The following is a 17,665-nucleotide window of genomic DNA, read 5'->3' on the forward strand; positions in this document are numbered from 1 at the left end:
TTATACTCCCAGGGACTTTTTGTAGCGGCCTTCGACCATGCGGTTCCAGCTCAGCATGATCAGCAAGTTGACCAACAGCAGCACCACCGCGATGGTCGCGCCCATGGGCCAGTTGAGTTCCGAGAGGTATTGGTCGTAGACCACCGTGGCGACCATCTTCAGCCGGCGTCCGCCCAACAGGCCGGGGATCGCGAAGGAGCTGGCGGCCAGGCCGAACACGATCAGGGTGCCGGAGAGTACGCCGGGCATCACCTGCGGCAACACGATCTTGCGCATCACCGTGGCCTGGCTGGCACCCAGGGACAGCGCTGCCTGTTCCGCCGACGGGTCGAGTTTTTGCAGGGAGGTCCACACCGGGATAATCATGAACGGCAGCATCACGTGCACCAGTGCGATGATCACCGCGAACGAGGTGTACAGCAGCTTCACCGGTTTGCCGCCGAGGGCCTGGATCACCTGGTTCACCAGGCCATCGGCACCCAGTAGCAGGCTCCAGCCAAAGGCCCGCACCACCACCGAAATCAGCAGCGGCGTGAGGATCAGGATCAGAAAGATCGAGCGCCACGGCGTGCCCATGCGGCTGAGGATGTAGGCCTCGGGCACCCCGATCACCACGCAGAGCAAGGTCACCAGGGCACTGATCCAGAAGGTGCGCCAGAAGATCTCGTAGAAGTAAGAATCGCTGAACAGCGACAGGTAGTGGGCGAAGGTCCACTCATCGGCCTTCACCCCTACCTGATAGTCGAACACGTTGAACGACAGCACCAGCGTCAGGCCCAGGGGCAGGATCAGCAGCCCGAAAAACAACACCAGCGCCGGCAACGACAACAGGTAGCCACGGCTCATGCGCGCACCTCATCCGCGGCCAGCACCCGCAACAGGTTCGACTCCCAGTCCAGGCCCACTGCAGCGCCGCAAGCCAATGGCGCGCTGCCGTCATTGCGGCGGACCACGGTCAGCTCGCCGATCTCGGTCTTGATGCGATACAGCCATTGGCTGCCGAAGAAGTAGCTGTCGAGGATCGTGCCTTGCAGGCGCCCTGAGCCGGCGGCCACCAGGTCGATCTTTTCCGGGCGCAGGCTCAGGGTCAGCTCGCCGTTGCCCGGCTCGAAGCGCACTTGCGGCGCGCCGAGTTGATCGAAGTCGCCCGCCAGCAGGTTGGCCTTGCCGACAAAATCCGAGATGAAGCGTGTGCGCGGGTGTTCATAGAGTTTGTACGGCGCGTCGATCTGCGTCACGCGCCCGGCCTGCATCACTACTACCCGGTCGCTGATGGACAGCGCCTCGGCCTGGTCGTGGGTGACCATCAGGGTGGTGATCCCGACTTCACACTGGATGCGACGGATCTCGAACTGCATCTCTTCGCGCAGGTTGGCGTCGAGGTTCGACAGCGGCTCGTCCAGCAGCAACACCGGCGGCTCGATCACCAGGGCGCGGGCCAGGGCCACGCGCTGGCGCTGGCCGCCGGACAGCTCCCGCGGGTAGCGCTCGGCGTGTGGCGCCAGGCGCACCAGTTCCAGCACGGTCTTGACTCTGCTTGCGATCTCAGTGGCAGGCACCTTGCGCATCTTCAGGCCGAAGGCGACGTTGTCGCGCACGCTCATGTGGGGGAACAGCGCGTAGCTCTGGAACACCACGCCGAGGCCGCGGCTGGCGGGTTTGGCGTGGGTGATGTCGCGACCGTCGAGGACGATCTGGCCACCGGTGACGTCGACGAAGCCGGCGATCATTTGCAAGGTGGTGGTCTTGCCGCAGCCCGAGGGGCCGAGCAGGGACACGAATTCGCCTTTTTCCACCGCAAGATCAGTGGCGACCACCGCGTCGACGGCGCCGTAGCGTTTGCTCAAGGCGTTGAGTTGGAGAAAAGCCATGTCTGCGTTCCACCTTTTTGAGTCGCGTCGAAACGCGCTTTTTTGTTTTGGGCAGATGCGAAAAGGGTGTTGCGGGTGCGTTGGCGCTCGATCTTGAGTCGGCTGCCGTTAGTTGTTCATTTCGCCCCTGTGGACGCAGATTAGGGCGAAAGACTAGGATGGCGGAAGATGGAATTTCACTGGATAGAGTACTTTTTTCAGTTTCATTCACTGACCAGAATTTAGTGTGAGATATCGGCTTATGGATTCCACTGAGCGGAATGAAAGTGTCAAGGAAGTCGGCGCCGGTGGCGTCTCCCGGTTGTTTGCATTACTGCGCATCCTCGGCGCGGCGCCGGACGGTGGTGAACGGGTGACGCAACTGGCGCAGCAGGTGGGGCTGTCGCAACCCACCACCCACCGACTGCTGCGCAGCCTGATGGACGAGGGCATGGTGGAGCAGGATGCGCGCAGCAAGCGCTATCGGCTGAGCCTGGAGTTCTTTGCCCTGGCGGCGAATGCGGGCAACACCGGCAACCTGCGGGACCTGGTGCGGCCGAGCATGTTGCGCCTCAGTGCATCCTTGGGGGATTCATTGTTCCTGCTGGCGCGCAGCGGGTTTGATGCGATCTGCTTGGACCGCAGTGAGGGGCCGTATCCGATCCGTACCTTTACCGGTGATATCGGCGGCCGCGTTGCGCTGGGCGTGGGGCAGGGCAGCCTGGCGATTTTGGCGTTTTTGCCGGAGGAAGAGCGCGAGACGGTGATCCGCTACAACTTGCCGCGGCTCAAGGATTTTCACCTGTACGACGAGGTGTTTTTGCGTTCGGAGGTGGAGAGTGTGCGGCGGTTGGGGTATGCGGCGCGCAATACCGGGGTGCTGGAAGGCATGGCCGGGTTGGCGGTGCCGATCCTGGATCGCAATGGGCATGCGGTGGCGGCGTTGAGTGTGGCGACCATCAGCGACCGGCTGGGGCCGGGGCGGTTGCCGACGGTGGTGGAGTTGTTGAAGCGCGAGGCGGCGGCGATCGGGCCGAAGATCAACCCGTTTGACCCGACATTGCGTCGGCCGTCGCAGATCTTCGGTGGGTAGGTAATACCAGTAACGACACAGATCAAATGTGGGAGCGGGCTTGCTCGCGAATGCGGTGTATCAGTAAAAAATTTGGTGACTGACACACCGCATTCGCGAGCAAGCCCGCTCCCACATTTTAGACCGTGGCCATCTGTGGGATCCGGATTGGACTCATCGCCGCCATCGCCACCGAAGTCGCCGCCGTGCGCGTCTCCACTCCCAGCTTCACATACACATGCTCCAGATGCTTGTTCACCGTCCTCGGACTCAACCCAAGAATGTCGCCAATATCCCGATTGGTCTTGCCACACGCCACCCAACGCAGCACTTCCACCTCCCGCTCCGTCAGTTGAAACCGCGCCGACAATAGCTTGTGCGCCGGCTCATCCTCCAGGGTGATCACGCTCGGCTGTGTCGCCGCCCGCGCCGACAGCAAAATCCGCGACGTACGCAAATGCGCCGCCACCCGCGCCAGCACTTCATCGGTCTGGATCGGCTTGGTCACGTAATCGCTGCCGCCCACCTCGAACCCCTGCACCACATGCTTGCTGTCGGTGAGCCCGGTCATGAACACCACCGGAATATCCGCGCTGGCCGGTTGCGCCTTGAGCCGGCGGCAGGTTTCAAATCCGTCCAACCCGGGCATCACCGCGTCCAGCAGGATCAAATCCGGGCGCCGGCGTTGTACGCGGTTCAGCGCGCTGAGGCCGTCCAGCGCCACCAGCACCATGTAGCCGGCGTCGTCCAGGGCGTCGGAGAGCATGGCCAGGTTGTCCGGGGTGTCGTCGACAATCAGCACCACGCCGGGCTCAGCGCTGTGGGTCAAGGCATTCATCTTCGGCCTCCTTCAGGATGCGGTTGAGTTCTTCCAGGCGAAAGCTTTTCAGCAAGGCCCGGAGCTTGTTGATGAACGGTGCGGTACCTGGGCTGTCCAGCACGATGGCGTCGAGCTTTTCATGCAAACCACGCACATAGCCAATGGCGCTCAGTTCGGCGAGCACCGCGAGTTCTTCTGCGCTGGGTAGCGCGCCTTGGGTCGCGACCGGCGCGCCGAGCGGTGTGCGACGGCGCAGCCATTGCAAGTTCAGGTGCAGTTGCAGGCGTCCGAGCAGTTCAGGGGTACGCACCGGCTTGGCCAGGTAGTCGTTGCAGGCGCCGGCGATGCTGCGTTCGCGGTCGTCGGTGAAGGCGTTGGCGGAGATGATGATTATCGGCGCGGTGGACAACGCGTTACGCCGGATCAGCCTGCTGGTGGCCCAGCCGTCCATGGTCGGCATCGACAGGTCCATCAGGATCAGGTCCGGCGACAGCAGCGCCACCTGGCGGATCGCCTCCTGGCCGTTGCTGGCCTGGGACACCTCGAAGCCCAGGGGCGTGAGCATGCCGCTGAGCACCTTGCGATGGTCCACGTGGTCATCCACCACCAGGATGCGCCGTCGTTCGCCGTGGTAGCCGATGATGTCGTGCTCCACATGCACCACGGCTTGCGGCACGCGGACCTGGGACAGGAACAGCCGTACCTGGAAGCAGGTGCCCTTGTCCAGCTCGCTGACCACCCGCAATTCGCCGCCCATCAGCGAGGTCAGCATGCGTGTGATGGTCAGGCCCAGACCCACGCCCTTGTCCTGGCGCATCAGGTCGCCGCGTTCAAACGGCTGGAAAATCCGCTCGATCTGTTCGGGGTCAATCCCGATGCCGGTGTCGATGATCTCGAAGTTGGCGGTCTCGCGCATGTAGCTGACCCGCAGGCGCACTTCGCCGCTGTCGGTGAAGTTGATCGCGTTGCCCAGCAGGTTGATCAGGATCTGCCGCACGCGTTTTTCATCACCACGCACCACGGCGGGGATCTTGCCCACGCAGTCCAGGCGAAAGCGCAGGCCCTTGTCTTCGGCCTGGGGGGTGAACATCTGCTCCAGGTCGTGGATCAGTTCCGGGAAGGGGATTTCGGTGAGCTCCAGGCGCAGCTTGCCGGCCTCGATCTTCGCCACGTCCAGCAGGCCGTCGATCAGCGACAGCAGGTGCGAGCCGCTGCGCAGGATGGTCGCCAGGGCGTCCTGATGCTGTTCGGGCATGGCACTGTCGCGCTGCAGGATCTGGGTGAAGCCAAGGATGCTGTTGAGCGGCGTGCGCAGCTCGTGGGACAGCCCGGTGACGTAGCGACTCTTGGCCGCGTTCGCTGCTTCCGAGGCTTCCTTGGCCTGTTGCAGGGCCTGGTCGGTGAGGCTGTGGGCGGCGATCTCCTGCATCAGCAGCGAGGTTTGCCGGTCGGATTCTTCCTGGGCCACCCGCCGGCTTTCGCGGGTGAGTACTACCCACCAGGCGAGTACGGCGGCCAGCACCGAGAGCGTGAGGAACGCCTTGAAAAACGCCTGGTACAAGGTTTGCGAATGGGGCAAACCCTGGGCCGCCTGCATGTAGATCAGCGCCAGCGCCCCGGCGAGCATCAGCACCAGCGCCATCAACAATCCGAGGTAATGCGCCAGCCGCGTATGCAGGCGCGGTACCAACGTCGTCGGCAGCAACCAGCGCAGCACCCCTTCGAACTGGCTGGCCAGGCGCGCGTGGGGTTTGCAACGGTCGCCGCAACGCGCATCCAGTGAGCAACAGAGCGAGCAGATCGGCGTGCTGTAGGCCGGGCAGAACGCCATGTCGGCGGTCTCGAACGGGTTGCTGCACAGCCCGCAGATCACCAGGCCGGTGCCGGGTTGCGGGTGAATCAATTGCGCCTCGCTGCTGCGCGCAATGTAGTAGCGGCCCTTGGTCAGCCACGCCAATAGCGGCGCCATGATTAACGCGGTACCCAGCGCGACAAACGGTGGCGCAGCCTGGGCCAGGGCGCCGAACAGGCCGAAGTGGGCGAGAATCGACAGCAGCGAGGCAATCAGCATCGAGCCGACGCCCACCGGGTTGATATCGTAGAGGTGCGCACGCTTGAATTCGATGTGCTTGGGTGACAGGCCCAGGGGCTTGTTGATTACCAGGTCCGCTACCAGCGTGCCGATCCAGGCAATCGCGATATTCGCGTAGAGCCCCAGCACCTGCTCGATCACATCGAACACGCCGAGCTCCATCAGCATCAGCGCAATGGCGACGTTGAACACCAGCCACACCACGCGGCCGGGATGGCTGTGGGTCACGCGGGCAAAGAAGTTCGACCAGGCCAGGGAGCCGGCGTAGGCGTTGGTCAGGTTGATCTTCATCTGCGAGATGAACACGAACAGCACCATCGCCCCCAGCGCCCATTCGGGAGAGGAGAACACATAGCCGAACGCGACGAGGTACATCTGGGTTGGCTCGGCGGCGCGCTCCATGGGGATTTCATGTTGCAGGGCGAGGAACGCCAGGAACGCCCCGGCGAACATTTTCAACGCCCCCGGCACGATCCAGCCGGGCCCGGCGCATAACAGCGCGGCCCACCAGCGCTTGCGGTTGGCGCTGGTTTTTTCCGGAAGGAAGCGCAGGTAGTCCACCTGTTCGCCGATCTGCGTGACCAGCGACAGCGCCACGGTGCAGGCGGCGCAGAACGACAGCAGATTGAAGTCGCCGCCGTCGCTGCTGCGGCCGACAAAGCTGGTCCAGTCGCTGAAGGCCTCGGGGTTTTTCCACAACACGAAGCCATAGGGCAGCACCAACAGCACCAGCCACAGCGGTTGCGTCCACAGTTGCAGGCGGCTGATCAGCGTTACGCCGTAGGCCACCAGCGGGATCACCAGCAGTGAACAGATGACATAGGCGATGGCCAGCGGGATATGGAAATACAACTCCAGGGCCAGGGCCATGATCGCCGCTTCCAGGGCGAAGAACAGGAAGGTGAAGCTGGCGTAGATCAGCGACGTGATGGTGGAACCGATATAGCCGAAGCCTGCGCCGCGGGTCAGCAGGTCCATGTCTACGCCATAGCGGGCGGCGTAGTAGCTGATGGGCAGGCCGGTGAGAAAGATCACCAGGCTGATGGCGAGGATCGCCCAGAAGGTGTTGGTAAAGCCGTAGCTCAAGGCCAATACGCCGCCGATGGCCTCCAGCGCCAGGAACGACACCGCGCCCAAGGCGGTGTTGGCGATGCGCAGTTCCGACCATTTGCGGAAGGACTTCGGGGTGTAGCGCAGGGCGTAGTCTTCCATGGTCTCGTCGGCGACCCAGGAATTGTAGTCGCGGCGGATCTTGACGATGCGCTGGGTGCCGGGGAGGGGGTGCACGGTGGGGAACTCCTGCAAGGATGGGGAGATAGCAGCAATATTCGTGCCCCAGTCCTGCGGGGTGCGCTCTTCGTGGCGAGGGAGCTTGCTCCCGTTGGACTGCGAAGCAGGCCCAGCAAGACCACTTCATTTTTCCAGGCAGAACCGGGTCGCCGGTTTTGGGGCCGCTGCGCAGCCCAACGGGAGCAAGCTCCCTCGCCACAGGGGGTTCCTTTCCCAAGGCGGGCGGGATCCTGCTCGAAAATGGTGCGCAACGGCATACGTCAAATGACGTATCCCGTTACGTCAGGCTGCGTATACCCGCCGTGGCCACCTGCCGCCATGCTGAACCCCTCATTGCAGAGGAGTCGCCCCATGGAATCACGATTGATCCGCTCCAAACCGTTGTTGGCTTTATCACTGCTGGCGGCGAGTCTGTTCAGCCATGGCGTAATGGCCGACAACGAAGGCCTGGCGGTGACGCCGACCGAAGTCACCGTCGGCCAGTTGCACTCGGCCACCGGCACCATGGCGATTTCCGAAACCGGTTCGATCCAGGCCGAACGCCTGGCCATCGAGCAGATCAACGCCTCGGGCGGGATCCTCGGGCGGCAGATCAAGGTGATCCAGGAAGACGGCGCGTCCGACTGGCCGACCTTCGCCGAAAAGGCCAAGAAACTGCTGGTGAACGACAAGGTGGCCGCAGTGTTCGGCTGCTGGACCTCCGCTTCACGTAAAGCCGTATTGCCGATCTTCGAGAAAGAAAACGGCCTGCTCTACTACCCGACCTTCTACGAAGGCCTGGAACAGTCGAAAAACGTGATCTACACCGGCCAGGAAGCGACCCAGCAAATCCTTGCCAGCCTCGACTGGATCGCCAAGACCAAGGGCGCCAAAACCTTCTACCTGGTGGGCTCGGACTACATCTGGCCGCGCACCTCGATGAAGATCGCGCGCAAGCACATTGAAAATGTCCTGCACGGCACCGTGGTCGGCGAAGACTACTACCCGCTGGGCAATACCCAGTTCGGTTCGCTGATCAACAAGGTCAAGCTGAAAAAGCCTGACGTGGTGTTTGCCGCCGTGGTGGGCGGCTCCAACGTGGCCTTCTACAAACAGCTCAACGCAGCGGGCGTGAACGCGTCCAAGCAAACCCTGTTGACCCTGTCGGTGACCGAAGACGAACTGCTGGGCATCGGCGGCGAAAACATGGCCGGCTTCTATGCCTCGATGAAGTACTTCCAGAGCCTCGACAACCCGAACAACAAAGCCTTCGTGGAAGCGTTCAAGGCCAAGTACGGCAAGGACGCAGTGATTGGCGACGTGACCCAGGCGGCCTACCTCGGCCCATGGTTGTGGAAAGCGGCTGTGGAGAAGGCTGGCAGTTTCGACGTGGATAAAGTCGTCGCCGCATCGCCTGGCATCGAGTTGAAAAACGCGCCGGAAGGCTATGTGAAGATCCACGAAAACCATCACCTGTGGAGCAAGTCGCGCATTGGTGAAGTGCAGCCCAATGGCCAGTTCAAGGTGATCTACGAGTCGGATCTGATCGAGCCGAATCCGTTTCCGAAAGGCTATCAATAACCTCGGGTCTGGCGCTGATCTGAATGTGGGAACTGGTTTTGTGTGGGAGCGGGCTTGCTCGCGAAAGCGGTGAATCAGTGAGTGCATCCGGTACTGACACACCGTATTCGCGAGCAAGCCCGCTCCCACACAAGCCAGCTCCCACATAAAGCAGAAGCAGATTGCATTTCAACCTCCCGCTCAGGAGACCATCATCATGGAATGGCTATCGGAATTTGGAGCCATCGCGGCGATGCAGGGGTTCAACGGCTTGTCCGTGTTCTGCGTGCTGTTGCTGATGGCATTGGGACTGGCAATCATCTTCGGCCAGATGGGCGTGATCAACATGGCCCACGGTGAGTTCCTGACCATTGGCGCCTACACCACCTACGTCTGTTCAAGCCTTACCGCGCATTTCGCGCCAAGCTTTCAGCCGTACTACTTTTTCGTTGCCATTGCCCTCTCATTCCTCGTTGCCGGCGCCGTGGGCTGGCTGGTGGAATGGGCGATGATCAGCCGCTTGTACAAGCGGCCCCTGGACACTTTGCTCGCCACCTGGGGTTTGTCCCTGGTGATGCAGCAAACCTTCCGCTCGGTGTTCGGCGCCCGTGAAGTGAGCGCCGAACCGCCGGCCTGGCTGATGGGCTCGGTGAACCTCACCGACGCCATCGAAATCCCGCGCAACGGCCTGTTCATGATGGGCCTGACCTTGCTGCTGACCGGGGCGATCTTCGTCATGCTCTACCGTTCGCGCTGGGGCTTGCAGGTGCGCGCCACCGTGCAGAACCGCTTGATGAGCCGGGCGGTGGGCATCAACACGCGCAAGGTCGACCGCATGACCTTCGCCCTCGGCTGCGGCGTGGCGGGCGTGGCCGGTGCGGCGTTCACCACCATCGGCTCCACCGGGCCGACTGCCGGTTCGCAGTACATCGTCGACACCTTCCTGGTGGTGGTGTTCGGCGGCGCGCAAAGCCTGTTCGGCACCATTGCCTCGGCGTTCGTGATTGCCCAGACCCAATCGCTGTCGGAGTTTTTCCTCAGTGGCTCGATGGCCAAGGTGCTGACGCTGTCGTCGGTGATCCTGATCCTGATGCTGCGCCCGCAAGGGTTGTTCTCCATCAAAGTGCGCAAGTAGAGGCGAACCGATGAAGGCTCTAGACAAACTGCTGGGCGGCCAGCAAAACCTGATCGGCATCGTGCTGTTGGCGCTGTTGATCCTCGTGGTGTTCCCGCTGACCCTGGACGCCTTCCGGCTGAACATGGTCGGCAAGTACCTGACCTACGCGTTCGTCGCGGTGGGCCTGGTGCTGTGCTGGGGCTATGGCGGGATTCTCAGCCTGGGGCAAGGCGTGTTTTTCGGCGTCGGCGGCTACTGCATGGCGATGTTCCTGAAGCTTGAGGCCTCGGACCCGATCAGCACCAAGATCCAGTCCACCCCGGGCATCCCGGACTTCATGGACTGGAACCAGATCACCGAATTGCCGTGGCTCTGGCAGCCGTTCCACAGCTTCACGTTTACCTTGTTCGCGGTGATTGCGGTGCCGGTGCTGCTGGCGTTCATCATTGGCATGGCGCTGTTCAAGCGGCGGGTGGGCGATGTGTATTTCTCCATCGTCACCCAGGCGATTGCGCTGATCCTCACGGTGCTGATCGTCGGCCAGCAAGGCCTTACCGGTGGTGTCAATGGCATTACTGACCTCAAGACCCTGCTGGGCTGGGACCTGCGCGGTGACGGCGCGAAGATGATCCTGTATTTCATCAACGCCGGGCTGTTGTTCGGCTGCATCTTCATTGGCCGTTTCATCCTCGCCTCGAAGCTGGGCCGGCTGTTGATGGCCATGCGCGACAAGGAAGAGCGGGTACGGTTTTCCGGGTATGACGTGGCCAGCTTCAAGATTTTCGTGTTCTGCGTGGCAGCGGCGTTCTCGGCGATTGGCGGGGCGATGTTTGCCTTGCAGGTGGGCTTTATGTCGCCGTCGTTCGTGGGCATCGTGCCGTCCATCGAGATGGTGATCTTTGCCGCGGTGGGCGGGCGCATGTCGTTGCTGGGCGCGGTGTATGGCGCGTTGCTGGTGAACTATGGCAAGACCTACTTTTCCGAATCCTTCCCCGAGCTGTGGCTGTACCTGATGGGCGGGTTGTTTATCGCCGTGGTCATGTACTTCCCCAACGGCCTGGCGGGGTTGTGGGACAGCCATGGTCGCCAGGCCCTGGCCCGGGTGTTGCGGCGCAAGCCGGTGGTCAAGGCCGAACCGGCGAAGATCAAGCCCAAGGCTGAAGCCAAGATCCTGGAGACACAGCCATGACCGCCGTCGGTTTTGAGATGAAAAAACCGGTGTTGGCTATCGAAGGCCTCACCGTGTCATTCGATGGCTTCAAGGCTGTCGACAACCTCAACCTGTATATCGACCGCAATGAAGTGCGGGTGGTGATCGGGCCCAACGGCGCCGGCAAAACCACGGTGCTGGATTTGATCTGCGGCAAGACCCGCGCCACCAGTGGCAGCATCCAGTTCGACGGCCAGGAACTGACCAAAATGCGCGAATACAACATCGTGCGCGCCGGGGTAGGGCGCAAGTTCCAGAACCCATCGATCTACGAAAACCTCACGGTGTTTGAAAACCTCGAGATGTCGTATCCGGCCGGGCGCAAGGTGTGGGGCGCGCTGTTTTTCAAGCGTAATGTCCAGGTGATTGCGCGGGTCGAGGAGGTGGCGCGGGAAATCTTCCTCGGCGACTTGTTGCAGCAGCAGGCGGACCTGCTGTCCCACGGGCAAAAGCAGTGGCTGGAGATTGGCATGCTGCTGATGCAAGACCCTGAATTGCTGATGCTCGACGAGCCGGTGGCCGGGATGAGCGTCAACGAGCGGGCGCAAACGGCCGAGTTGCTCAAGCGCATCAGCCAGGGGCGCTCGGTGTTGGTGATCGAGCATGACATGGAGTTCGTCAAGAGCATTGCCCACAAGGTCACGGTTTTGCATCAGGGCAAGGTGCTGGCCGAGGGCAGCATGGAGTCGGTGCAGAGCAATCCGAAAGTCATTGAAGTGTATTTGGGCCACTGAGGAGTCGGGCATGTTCAAGATCGACAAACTGTCGTGTGGGTACGGGCAGAGCCAGATTCTTCACGACCTGGAACTGGATGTGGCGAAGCGTGAGATCGTCGCGGTGATGGGGCGCAACGGGATGGGCAAGACCACGTTGTTCAAGAGCCTGATGGGTATTTTGCCGCAGTGGCAGGGGCAGGTGAGTGTGGATGGGCATGATGTGTCTGCGCTTGAAACCCATGAGCGGGTGGAGCGGGGGATTGCCTATGTGCCGCAGGGGCGGATGATTTTTCCCAGCATGAGTGTGTTGGAGAATATTCAGACTGGGTTGCCGGCGGCGGCCCGGGGCAGGGTGCCTGAGGATTTGTATGCGCTGTTTCCGGTGCTCTATGACATGCGTTCGCGCAAGGGTGGGAATTTGTCTGGGGGGCAGCAACAGCAGTTGGCGATTGCCCGGGCGTTGGCGACGAATCCCAAGGTGTTGTTGCTCGATGAGCCGACTGAGGGGATTCAGCCTTCGATCATCAAGGACATTGCTCGTACGCTTAAGGAGATTCGCAATTTGCGGGATTTGACGATTGTTGTTTCTGAGCAGGTGTTGTCGTTTACTTTGGAAATTGCTGATCGGTTTTTGGTGATTGAGAAGGGGAGGTTTGTGATTGAGGAAACTCGGGATCGGGTGGATGAGGCGACTATCAGTCGGTATTTGTCGGTTTGACCTGGCTGGGTACATATCCGTTATTTGGGTAACGGCGGCTTATGGTTTCGCTCTTACAGCGAGTCACTTTGCAAAAGCGGCAAAGTAACCAAAGCGCTCTGCCCCGCCTGTCGGCGCCTCGCTGTGGCTCGGCGTTCCCTCACTCCGGCATTACTCCGCGGGCCGCCGCGACGGGCCATCCATGGCCCGGCGCGGCTAAACCGGCGTCCTGCCGGTTTACCCGCTCCGCAATACCTGCGTTCGGCCTCGGGCTTATTGGGGCAGTCAGATCAAGATCAAAAGCAAGAGCACGGCGGCCTGAGAGCCGACCTGAGTGTTAAAAGCCAGATCAAAAACCAGAGCGAAAGCAGAGCTGCTCTTCTGTAGGAGCGGGCTTGCTCGCGAAAAACCTGAGAGCGCCGCGTTCATCCAGAATGCCCGCGTCATCGTTAACGACCTTCGCGAGCAAGCCCGCTCCCACATTTGGACCGTGCCCGCATTATCTTTTGATTTACAACACTCAAGCCGGCCGGTAGGCCGCTGTGCTCTTGATCTGCTTTTGATCTTGATCTTGGGCGCCCCGTTAAACCACGCTGGCCGAACGCAGGCTTTGGAGCGTGGGTAACCCGGCAGGACGCCGGGTTAGCCGTCCTGGGCCAAGGATGGCCCATGACGGCGGCCCACGGTCCAAAGCCGGAGTGAGGGCACTCCGAGCCTAGGCGAGGAGCCGAGTGGTGGGGCAAGAGCGTTTTGCTTACTTTTGCGCTGTTCAAAAGTGAGCCGCTGTAAGAGCGGAACCGATACAAGCCATCACCCAAATAATGGATATACACACCGCCCGTCACAGCTCCAGCCGAACCTGCGCACACAACCCCCCGCCGTCCCGGTTGCTCAACGTCAACTCCCCACCAATCGCCACCGCCAGTTGCTGGGCAATCGCCAACCCCAGCCCTGTACCACCAGTGCCACGATTACGCGAACTCTCCACCCGGTAAAACGGCTGCATCACCTGCACCAGTTCATCCTCGGCAATCCCCGGCCCCCGGTCCAGCACCTTGATCGAAAGCTCACCCGCCGCCGTCGACCCCACCTCCAACTGCGCCTCCCCGGCAAATTTCAGCGCGTTGTCCACCAGGTTCACCAGCACCCGACGCAACGCATGGGGCCGCGTATCCAAAACCACCGCGCTTTTACCGGTCAAACTCACTTGCTTGTTCATATCCTGGTAATCAAACACCAGGCTGTCGAGAAACGCATCCAGGTCGATCCGGCAACTGGCCTCGGTCGACCCATGCACACTGCGGGCATACGCCACACCCTCGCGCACCAGATGCTCCATTTCCCCCAGGTCACTCCAGAGCTTTTCCCGGTCCACCGAGTCCTCCATGAACTCGGCACGCAATTTCATGCGGGTGATCGGCGTCTGCAAGTCATGGGAGATCGCCGCCAGAATCTGCATGCGCTCCTTGAGGTACTCGGCAATCCGCTTCTGCATTTCGTTGAACGCCGCCGCCGCATGCGCCACCTCGGTGGGGCCGGTTTCGTCCAGCGGTGTCGGGCGGGCATTCGGGTCGAGGGTTTCCACTGCCCGTGCCAGGCGTGTCAGCGGGCGGATGGCGATGCGCACGGCGATCCAGGTGCACACCAGCAACACCACCAGTTGCAGCACCAGTACCACCGGCAGCCAGAACGCAAACGGGATCGGCTTGGGATAGACATCAATCGTGACCGGGCTGCCATCGGCCAGTGTCAGGTGCGCCTGGAAGTGTTTTTGCAGGCCCGGGATGTCGCGAAACGTCAGTGGGTAATGCTCGCCCAACGCATCGGAAATCGACGTCGCGGCCATGGGCACGTTGTCGCTGGCCATCGGCTCGCCGGGTTCGCCGGCATTCAGCAGGTAGCGGTAGGCGTTGCGGTCGAGGCGCGGCAGCCAGCTGGCACGCTCGGCGGCGGGCAGGCGGTCGAGGATCGCGATCGACGTCGATACGTCGTTTTCCAGGTTGCCCAGCATTACGCTGCGGGCACTCATGTAGCGCTCATAGAACTGCGCACTGAACGACAGGGCGTTGGCGCACAGCAGGCTGACGATGAAAATTACCGTCAGTTGCGCCGCGAGGGTGCGCGGCCAGCGGAACGTGAGGGTCATGCCGGGTCCCCAAGGATTTCCACGGCCAGGGAGAACACATAGCCTTCGCTGCGCACGGTCTTGATGTAGGCCGGTTCGCGGGCGTCGTCCAAAAGGCGCTGGCGCAGGCGGCTGACCAGCAGGTCGATGGAGCGGTCGAACAGGTCCGCGTCCCGGCCCTGTGTCAGGTTCAGCAACTGGTCACGGTTGAGCACCCGTTGCGGATGGTCGAGGAAGACGCGCAGCAAACGGTATTCGGCACCGCTCAAGGCCACCAGGGTGTTGTCTTCGTCCAGCAGATGGCGGGCGGTGGTGTCCAGGCGCCAGCGGCCAAAGCGGATCAGCCGGCCGCTTTCGGTCACCACCAGGTTTGGCGGCAGCATCCGTGTGCGCCGCAGCACGGCGTTGATGCGGGCCAGCAGTTCACGGGCGGCGAAGGGCTTGACCAGGTAATCGTCGGCGCCCATTTCCAGGCCGATGATGCGGTCGGTTTCATCGTTGCGCGCGGTGAGCATCAGGATCGGCGTGGCCTTGTGCTTGCCCACCCGCAGTTCGCGGCACAGCTGCAAGCCGTCGTCGCCGGGCATCATGATGTCCAGCACGATCAGGTCCACGGGCGTGGTGTCGAGGAAGCTGCGCATCTGCCGGCCGTCAGCCACCACGGTGGTGCGCAGGCCGTTCTTTTTCAGGTAGTTGCCCACCAGTTCGCGGATCTCCCGATCGTCATCGACAATCAGAATGTGATCGACGTGATCCATGCTGCCTTCCTCGTTGATTAGTCATTGATGCGCAGTCTAGCCACTGGCGGCGGGCTTGCCTTGTGCCCTTTGTATTGCAGTGTATCTGGCGGTGACGAGATACACATCGACGCAAAAATCCGGGCCTGGCCGACACAATCCGGATACCTCGCAAGGTTCAAATGAGCCCATCGAGGTAATCCGCCTCGGCCCACTTGAACCCCCGGGGAACCACCCATGACCATCAAAGCTGCCTATGCCAGTTGCCTGTTTGCCTTACTCACTGGCCTGAGTGTTGCCGCCCATGCCGAAACCACCGCCAGCCAGCCGGATATCCACCAGGTGCTGTCGATCTCCGAAGAGTCCGGTGGCGCGCTGTGCGGCATCGTCAACTCGCACCTGACCTACCTCGATTCCGAGGGCCAGCGCCACGTCCTCGACTACCGCAAATTTTCCAGCAATTGCCTTGAAGGCAGCTGAGGAGACCGGCCATGACCCCACTCAACAGCTTTCTCAGTGCCCTGGCGTTTTCCATGGCGGGTGTGGCGGCGGATGTGAACGCCGCTACCGCGAAAAAACTCACCGGCAGTGAAACCTGCTTCCAGAACACGCCGCTGGCGCAAAACGGCGCGGCTCGCAAACGCGCCGAAACACCCCCGGCCACGAGGTGACACCCATGAACTTCATCCGATACCTGCGCCGCTCAAAAGGCCTGCTGCTGTTGGCACTGGTGGTTGCCTTGGTCGGCGTGCCCAAGGCGGTGAACTACCTGATCAACAACGTCGATGCCGAAAGTTTCAGCCAGTCCGATGAGCGCATGCCGTCCCTCGACGGCGCGGTGGCCTGGCTCAACTCGCCGCCGCTGACGGCCGAGGGCCTGAAGGGCAAGGTGGTGCTGGTGGATTTCTGGACCTACGACTGCGTCAACTGCCAGCGCAGCCTGCCGTACGTCAATCAGTGGGCGAAGAAGTACGCCAGGGACGGGTTGGTGGTGATCGGTGTGCACACGCCGGAAAACGCCTATGAGAAAGTCCTGGATAACGTACGCAGCCAGGTCAAGAAGCTGGACATCCATTACCCGGTGGCCATCGACAACGACTACCGCATCTGGCGCGCCTTCGATAACCAGTACTGGCCGGCCCATTACTTCTTCGATGCCACCGGCAAAGTGCGCTACAGCCATTTCGGCGAGGGCCGCTACGACAATCAGGAGAAAGTCATCCAGGCCCTGCTGGAAGAAGCCAGGGCGGCGAACGCGCCAACCTAAGCTAATGCCAAAAAGGTATTTATTGCGGGGTTTTTAGATCGTTTAGCTTCACCACTCCACGTACCTGTTCATGGAGTGAGCACCCAATGTCGCACCCGCTGGCAATCAACACCTTGCCCCTGCTGGACCTGGCGCTGCTCGACGGCAGCCCGGCCCAGCGTGGGCAGTTTCTCGATGACCTGCGCCACGCTGCGCGGCATATCGGTTTTTTCTACCTCACCGGCCACGGCATCGACGCCGGGTTGCTCACCCAGGTGCAGCAGCAGGCGCGCCAGTTTTTCGCCTTGCCGGAGGCCGACAAGCTTGCTGTCGGCATGATCAACTCCCCACACTTTCGCGGCTACAACCGCGCCGCGTCGGAGATCACCCGGGGGCAGCCGGACCTGCGTGAACAGTTCGACCTCGGCGCCGAGCGCGAGCCGCTGCAACAGGGCCCGGACTCACCGGCCTGGTCGCGCCTGCAAGGCCCCAACCAATGGCCCGCCGCATTGCCTGAACTCAAGCCCTTGTTACTGGCCTGGCAGCAGGCGATGACGCAGATGTCCCTGCGCCTGTTGCGCGCCTTTGCCCAGGCCTTGTCGCTGCCGGAAAACGCTTTCGACCCGCTGTATGGCGCCAAGCCCAACGAACACATCAAGCTGATCCGCTACCCCGGCCGCCACGCCCAGCAGAGTCGCCAGGGCGTCGGTGCCCACAAGGATTCCGGCTTTCTCAGCTTCCTCCTGCAAGACCGGCAGGCCGGCCTGCAAGTGGAAGTGGAGGAGGGCCGCTGGATCGACGCCTTGCCGCGCCCCGACACCCTGGTGGTGAACATCGGCGAGTTGCTGGAACTGGCCACCAACGGCTACCTGCGTGCCACGGTGCACCGGGTCGAATCGCCGCCCCTGGGCAGCGAGCGTTTGTCCCTGGCGTTTTTCCTCGGTGCACAACTCGACGCGGTGGTGCCGGTGTATCAGTTGCCGCCCGAGTTGCTGCGCGATGCCCACGGCCCCACCAGTGACCCGCGTAACCCGCTGCTGCGGGACGTCGGCTGGAACTACCTCAAGGGCCGCCTGCGTTCCCATCCGGATGTCGCCCAACGGTTTTACGCCGATGCCACGATTCCCCAAGCCCTGTCCGCCTGATAAGGAACA

The 17,665-nt window shown here is 61.9% G+C and carries 15 protein-coding genes and 1 pseudogene; 10 read left to right on the forward strand and 6 right to left on the reverse strand.

The genetic code is table 11. The annotated features are described in order from the left end of the window. Nucleotides 1-846 (reverse strand): ABC transporter permease, encoded by an 846-nt coding sequence (locus QF039_RS07705; protein WP_003218273.1) that lies wholly within the window; start codon nucleotides 844-846, stop codon nucleotides 1-3. Next, nucleotides 843-1,871, reverse strand: a complete 1,029-nt coding sequence (locus QF039_RS07710; protein WP_301050094.1) for an ABC transporter ATP-binding protein — start codon at nucleotides 1,869-1,871, stop codon at nucleotides 843-845. Before QF039_RS07710 ends, QF039_RS07705 begins: the two co-directional genes overlap by 4 nt. A 241-nt stretch (nucleotides 1,872-2,112) precedes the next feature. On the opposite strand from QF039_RS07710, the gene QF039_RS07715 reads away from it, so the two are divergent. Then, nucleotides 2,113-2,943 (forward strand): IclR family transcriptional regulator, encoded by an 831-nt coding sequence (locus QF039_RS07715; protein WP_003218269.1) that lies wholly within the window; start codon nucleotides 2,113-2,115, stop codon nucleotides 2,941-2,943. 118 nt (nucleotides 2,944-3,061) lie between these two features. Here QF039_RS07715 and QF039_RS07720 read toward each other — a convergent pair whose 3' ends face one another. Both QF039_RS07720 and QF039_RS07725 read right to left on the reverse strand, forming a co-directional pair. Further along, entirely contained in the window at nucleotides 3,062-3,760 is a 699-nt protein-coding gene (locus tag QF039_RS07720) for a response regulator (RefSeq protein ID WP_177035854.1), read from the reverse strand. Further along, nucleotides 3,735-7,121: an ATP-binding protein gene (locus tag QF039_RS07725; protein WP_307517251.1), complete on the reverse strand. Its 3,387-nt coding sequence runs from the start codon at nucleotides 7,119-7,121 to the stop codon at nucleotides 3,735-3,737. The genes QF039_RS07720 and QF039_RS07725 overlap by 26 nt, the downstream gene beginning before the upstream one ends. 354 nt (nucleotides 7,122-7,475) lie before the next feature. On the opposite strand from QF039_RS07725, the gene urtA reads away from it, so the two are divergent. The 5 genes from urtA (at nucleotide 7,476) to urtE (ending at nucleotide 12,424) form a co-directional block, all read left to right on the forward strand. Next, nucleotides 7,476-8,684 (forward strand): urea ABC transporter substrate-binding protein, encoded by a 1,209-nt coding sequence (gene urtA / locus QF039_RS07730; RefSeq protein ID WP_003218263.1) that lies wholly within the window; start codon nucleotides 7,476-7,478, stop codon nucleotides 8,682-8,684. A 196-nt stretch (nucleotides 8,685-8,880) separates the two neighbouring features. Beyond that, nucleotides 8,881-9,798 (forward strand): urea ABC transporter permease subunit UrtB, encoded by a 918-nt coding sequence (gene urtB / locus QF039_RS07735; protein ID WP_226478551.1) that lies wholly within the window; start codon nucleotides 8,881-8,883, stop codon nucleotides 9,796-9,798. 10 nt (nucleotides 9,799-9,808) lie between these two features. Further along, nucleotides 9,809-10,969 carry an urea ABC transporter permease subunit UrtC gene (urtC, locus tag QF039_RS07740; RefSeq protein WP_003218260.1) on the forward strand — a complete coding sequence of 387 codons (1,161 nt, stop codon included), beginning with the start codon at nucleotides 9,809-9,811 and terminating at the stop codon, nucleotides 10,967-10,969. Continuing rightward, nucleotides 10,966-11,724, forward strand: a complete 759-nt coding sequence (urtD, locus tag QF039_RS07745; RefSeq protein WP_307517252.1) for an urea ABC transporter ATP-binding protein UrtD — start codon at nucleotides 10,966-10,968, stop codon at nucleotides 11,722-11,724. Before urtC ends, urtD begins: the two co-directional genes overlap by 4 nt. Nucleotides 11,725-11,734: 10 nt before the next feature. Continuing rightward, nucleotides 11,735-12,424: an urea ABC transporter ATP-binding subunit UrtE gene (urtE, locus tag QF039_RS07750; protein ID WP_008430563.1), complete on the forward strand. Its 690-nt coding sequence runs from the start codon at nucleotides 11,735-11,737 to the stop codon at nucleotides 12,422-12,424. An 820-nt stretch (nucleotides 12,425-13,244) separates the two neighbouring features. Here urtE and QF039_RS07755 read toward each other — a convergent pair. Together QF039_RS07755 and QF039_RS07760 are read right to left on the reverse strand one after the other, a co-directional pair. Then, nucleotides 13,245-14,549, reverse strand: a complete 1,305-nt coding sequence (locus QF039_RS07755; RefSeq protein ID WP_003212508.1) for an ATP-binding protein — start codon at nucleotides 14,547-14,549, stop codon at nucleotides 13,245-13,247. Next, on the reverse strand, nucleotides 14,546-15,286 hold the full coding sequence (locus QF039_RS07760; protein WP_003212510.1) for a response regulator: 741 nt from the start codon (nucleotides 15,284-15,286) through the stop codon (nucleotides 14,546-14,548). Before QF039_RS07760 ends, QF039_RS07755 begins: the two co-directional genes overlap by 4 nt. Before the next feature lie 216 nt (nucleotides 15,287-15,502). Between QF039_RS07760 and QF039_RS07765 the strand changes: the two genes are divergently transcribed. The 4 genes and pseudogenes from QF039_RS07765 to QF039_RS07780 all read left to right on the forward strand — a co-directional run bounded on the left by QF039_RS07765 (nucleotide 15,503) and on the right by QF039_RS07780 (nucleotide 17,656). Then, nucleotides 15,503-15,745 carry a DUF2790 domain-containing protein gene (locus QF039_RS07765; RefSeq protein WP_087695229.1) on the forward strand — a complete coding sequence of 81 codons (243 nt, stop codon included), beginning with the start codon at nucleotides 15,503-15,505 and terminating at the stop codon, nucleotides 15,743-15,745. 11 nt (nucleotides 15,746-15,756) lie between these two features. Further along, nucleotides 15,757-15,936, forward strand: a complete 180-nt coding sequence (locus QF039_RS07770) for a hypothetical protein (RefSeq protein ID WP_003212515.1) — start codon at nucleotides 15,757-15,759, stop codon at nucleotides 15,934-15,936. A gap of 77 nt (nucleotides 15,937-16,013) precedes the next feature. Further along, nucleotides 16,014-16,532, forward strand: a pseudogene (locus tag QF039_RS07775) (thioredoxin family protein); the annotation flags it as partial. Between the two features lie 86 nt (nucleotides 16,533-16,618). Further along, entirely contained in the window at nucleotides 16,619-17,656 is a 1,038-nt protein-coding gene (locus QF039_RS07780; protein ID WP_087695231.1) for an isopenicillin N synthase family oxygenase, read from the forward strand. Nucleotides 17,657-17,665 lie beyond the last annotated feature (9 nt).

Origin of the sequence: Pseudomonas sp. W2I6, assembly GCF_030815935.1 — a bacterium.
Lineage (GTDB): Bacteria > Pseudomonadota > Gammaproteobacteria > Pseudomonadales > Pseudomonadaceae > Aquipseudomonas.